This is a genomic window from Lactobacillus nasalidis, from assembly GCF_016587775.1.
GTDB lineage: Bacteria > Bacillota > Bacilli > Lactobacillales > Lactobacillaceae > Lactobacillus > Lactobacillus nasalidis.
Genome location: NZ_BOCG01000479.1, coordinates 1 through 3,642 on the forward strand (window position 1 = coordinate 1; position 3,642 = coordinate 3,642).

The 3,642-nt window shown below is 55.4% G+C and carries 4 protein-coding genes; all 4 read right to left on the reverse strand.

Translation table 11 applies throughout. The annotated features are described in order from the left end of the window. Window positions 1–818, reverse strand: an 818-nt coding sequence (locus tag lacNas_RS09125; protein WP_201346797.1) for an alpha/beta hydrolase, incomplete at its 3' end; no start/stop codon positions are given. A 4-nt stretch (window positions 819–822) separates the two neighbouring features. Further along, window positions 823–1,434 (reverse strand): flavodoxin, encoded by a 612-nt coding sequence (locus lacNas_RS09130; protein ID WP_201330431.1) that lies wholly within the window; start codon window positions 1,432–1,434, stop codon window positions 823–825. Between the two features lie 177 nt (window positions 1,435–1,611). After that, a complete protein-coding gene (locus lacNas_RS09135) occupies window positions 1,612–3,012 on the reverse strand; it encodes an MFS transporter (protein ID WP_201330432.1) in 1,401 nt (466 codons plus the stop codon). A gap of 222 nt (window positions 3,013–3,234) precedes the next feature. Continuing rightward, window positions 3,235–3,642, reverse strand: a 408-nt coding sequence (locus lacNas_RS09140) for an ABC transporter permease (RefSeq protein WP_201346798.1), incomplete at its 5' end; no start/stop codon positions are given.

Consider the following 3,642-nt stretch of genomic DNA (forward strand, 5'->3'; position numbering starts at 1 on the left):
ATGGCGGAAATCTGCGGCTCCATGGAGCCGCCGGTCGGGTCGCCTGTGCCCACGCCGGCCAGAATCTTGAAGTCTTCCCCGTCCTTTTCAGCGGCTTTGGCTAAAAGGGCCGCGGTTGCTTCCGGCCGGGAAGAACTGCCGTCGCTGGTTACGTTCCAGGCATCCCCGGCCATCGGCAGGAAGCTTGAAACGTAAGGCAGGTCGTACTGGAAGGCATACCAGCTGGTGATCGCCCCCATCGAGAAGCCGCCGAAGGCCCGGTGGGCCCGGGAGGCCTCAAGGGCGCCGCGGGAAATGTTCTGGGCGTAGGTCTTGTAGTGGCTTTCAACCGCCGGCATCAGGTCCTGGACGAATTCTTCCCGGGCGAAGCGCTCGTTTAAAGGCCGGTCAGCGTAGTAGTCGCTTTTGACTGAGGAAGAACTCGGGTAATAGGTCGGGAAGACGACGATCGTTCCCTTCAGCTGCCCGCCTTCGTCAAGCTGGTTCAAGAGGGAAACGAAATTCCCGTCTTCCATCAGGGTGCTTCTGCCCCCGCTGACTTCAGTCGACCCGTGAACCAGGTAGATCACGTTGTGCTTTTGATTTTTGTCGTAATCGGCTGGCAGGTAGACTTCCGCCTGTTTGGTATAAGCTTTTCCGCGGTAAGTGGTCTGGTAGCTGATCATTTCGACTTGTTTGCTTGTCTTTTTCACGCTGGCTTTCCCCCTTTGACTGTAGCTTCTGGAACTGCTGGCCTGGCTGCTGCCGTTTTCTTGCCGGCTGCAGGCGGTCAGGGCTGCCAGCGCCAGGAGAAAAGAAATGATTTTCGCGGTTTTCATGGCTTTACTCCTTTAGAAGACCGTTCTTTTTCAGCCAGCGGCGGACGGCAGCCTTATTGTTGTCATAGCGGATCCCGCTCTTGAAAGTTGCCCCGTCTTGCTGGGCCATTGTCTTGATGTCCTTCTGCGAAGTCGAGATCGGCGTGGACATGCTGGTGGTAAAAGGAATCACCGTCTTGCCCTTGAAGTTGTAGTCTCTGAAAAGAGTGTAGAAGGTTCTGGGCGGGTTGCTGTACCAGGTCGGGTATCCCAGGAGAATCGTTGAGTACTGCTTCAGGCTCGGCAGCTTCTTGATGGCCGGGTAGGCCTTCTGCTTGTTCTGCCGGTTGGCCTGCCGGGCCACGGTGTCATAATCCGTGGAATAGCTCTTGACCGGCAAAAGCTCGACCATGTCGGCCCCGGTCTGCTTCTTGATGTAGTTGGCTGCCTGCCGGGTGCTGCCGCTCCAGGAGTAGTAGATGATCAAGGTCTTGTTCTTGCTGGTCTTGCTGGAGGAAGCAGCGGCTGAGGATGATGAGGACGAAGAAGAAGTGTTTGAGCTGGAGCAGGCGGCCAGGAAGAGGCTCAGCCCGACTAAGAAGAGGCTCAGAATCGTTTTTGACTTGAATTTTTTCATGTGTTTCACCTGTTGTCTTTGCGTGTTGCTTACTTTTGTTAAGCAATATTTTAATTGCAACAGGCTCATGAGTACATTATTTCTCGGGTAATCCACTATGTATCAAGTACATAGCTTGAGAAAATTCTGGATTTTGCATTAAAAAAGCGCCTCCCTTTGGGAGACGCTGGGAAAGAACTAATTTTTGACCTGCCCTTGCTTGTCGCGCTTGATCAAGCCCAAGACGCAGGCAAAGATCAAGAGGGTGAAGATGAACAAGACGATGAAGGCGGCCTGTGACCCCATCACGACCTGCTTGCTCTGGCCCTGGTAAGGACTGCCGGCGATGGCGATGATCACTGACATCGCGGCCGTCCCGATGGAACCGGAGTACTGCTGCAGCATGTTGAAGAGGGCATTGCCGTCGGCGATGTGCATGACTTCCAGCTGCTGCAGGCCGATGGTCATGGAGTTGTTGTACATCATGCTGAAGCCGGTCATGAACATGACGTGGAAGATCACGATCAAGGCCACGGAGAGTCTCTGGGCAAAGATGATGTAGAGCAGGATGCCGGCCATGGCCAGGATGCTGCCGATTAAGAAGGGCTTCTTGAAGCCCTGGCTGTCCAAAAGCCGCCCCATTACCGGCCCGAAGAAGGCTGACAAGAGGCTGCCCAAGAGCAGGAGCATCCCGCTGGTCAGGGCGCTGGTCTTTAGGCCCAGCTGGGCCAGGTTGGGAATGATGAAAGTCAGGCTGATCTGGATGAACTGCAGGAAAGTGTAGATCAGCAGGCCCAGGTTGAAGCTGGTATTTTTCAAAACGGCAATGTTGATGATGTGGGCCTTGCCTTCCTGCTTGGCCAGCTTAAAGAAGATGACCAGGGCGATCACCGTGACCAAAAGCCCGCCCCAGACCAAAGGACTGGCAAAGCCGGAGCTCAGGTTGTTGACGGCCAGGGTCAAGGCGATCAAGGCCAGGACGATCAAAAGGTATTCGCTGAAGTTGAAGCGGTCCCGGTGGGCGTCATTGTCGCTCATGAAGCAGGCGGCAATGATGCAGAAGATGATGCTGACCGGCAGGGTGAAGATGAAGTTGAAGCGCCAGTTGAGGGCGGACAGGCAGACCCCGCCGTAGGTCGGCCCCAAAGACGGGGCCAGGGCGATGATCATGCCCGCGGTGCCGACGAAGGCGCCTTGTTTTTCCCGCGGCACTTCCAGCATGATGATCGAGAAGAGCAGGGGCATGGCAATCCCGGTGCCGATCCCCTGGATGATCCGCCCCAGCAGCATGACGGCCAGGGTGTTCGCGAACGTGCAGATCACCCCGCCGACGACTGAAGCGGTCCCCGCGGCGATGACCAGGCTCTTGAACTTGAAGCTGCGCTGCAGGTAGGCAGCCAGGACGATCGTCAGGGTGACGGCCAGCAGATAGGCCGTGGTGATCCACTGCACGTTGTTCAGTGACTGGTGGAAGACCTTCATCAGGGTCGGGAAGGTGACGTTCATCGACGTTTCAACCAAGACCCCGCAGCAGGCCACGCCGGCAGTGCCGACGATCGACCAGATCACGGCCGGAGAGACTTTTTCATGAGCATCCATTAAATTTATAACCTCCAATAAAAAAACTCCGCTTCCGCGAATTCGCGCCCGGAAAAGGGTCTTTGAATTCGGCTAGAAACGGAGTTGCTACTCAGTTTTTAATTCTAGCGAACTAAGCTCCACAAAGCTTGTTCTAAAAACTTGTCATTAATCTACTTTAACATTTTTTCGGAAAAAATGTCAGTAAAAAACAGGGCCTTTGCCCTGTTTTCATTGCTTTCATTATTTCGACTTGATGTAGTTCTGCCCGTCAGCAGCCGGTCCGACAGTCTTGCCGAAGAAGACTACCAGCACGATGATCGTCAAAACGTAAGGCGCAATCTGCAGGTAAACGGACGGCAGGCTGGAGATGCCCGGAATCTGGTCGCCGATGATGCTCAAGCTTTGGGCAAAGCCGAAGAAGAGCGAGGACAGCATGGCGCCGATCGGGTTGTAGCGGCCGAAGATCATGGCAGCCAGGGCCATGAAACCCTGCCCGGCAATGGTGGAAACTGAGAAGTTGCCGGAGATGGCTTCGGCAAAGACTGCCCCGCCGATCCCGCCGAGGAAGCCGGAGATCAGGACGCCAGCGTAGCGCATCTTGTAGACGTTGATCCCCAAAGTGTCGGCCGCCTGCGGGTTTTCACCGCT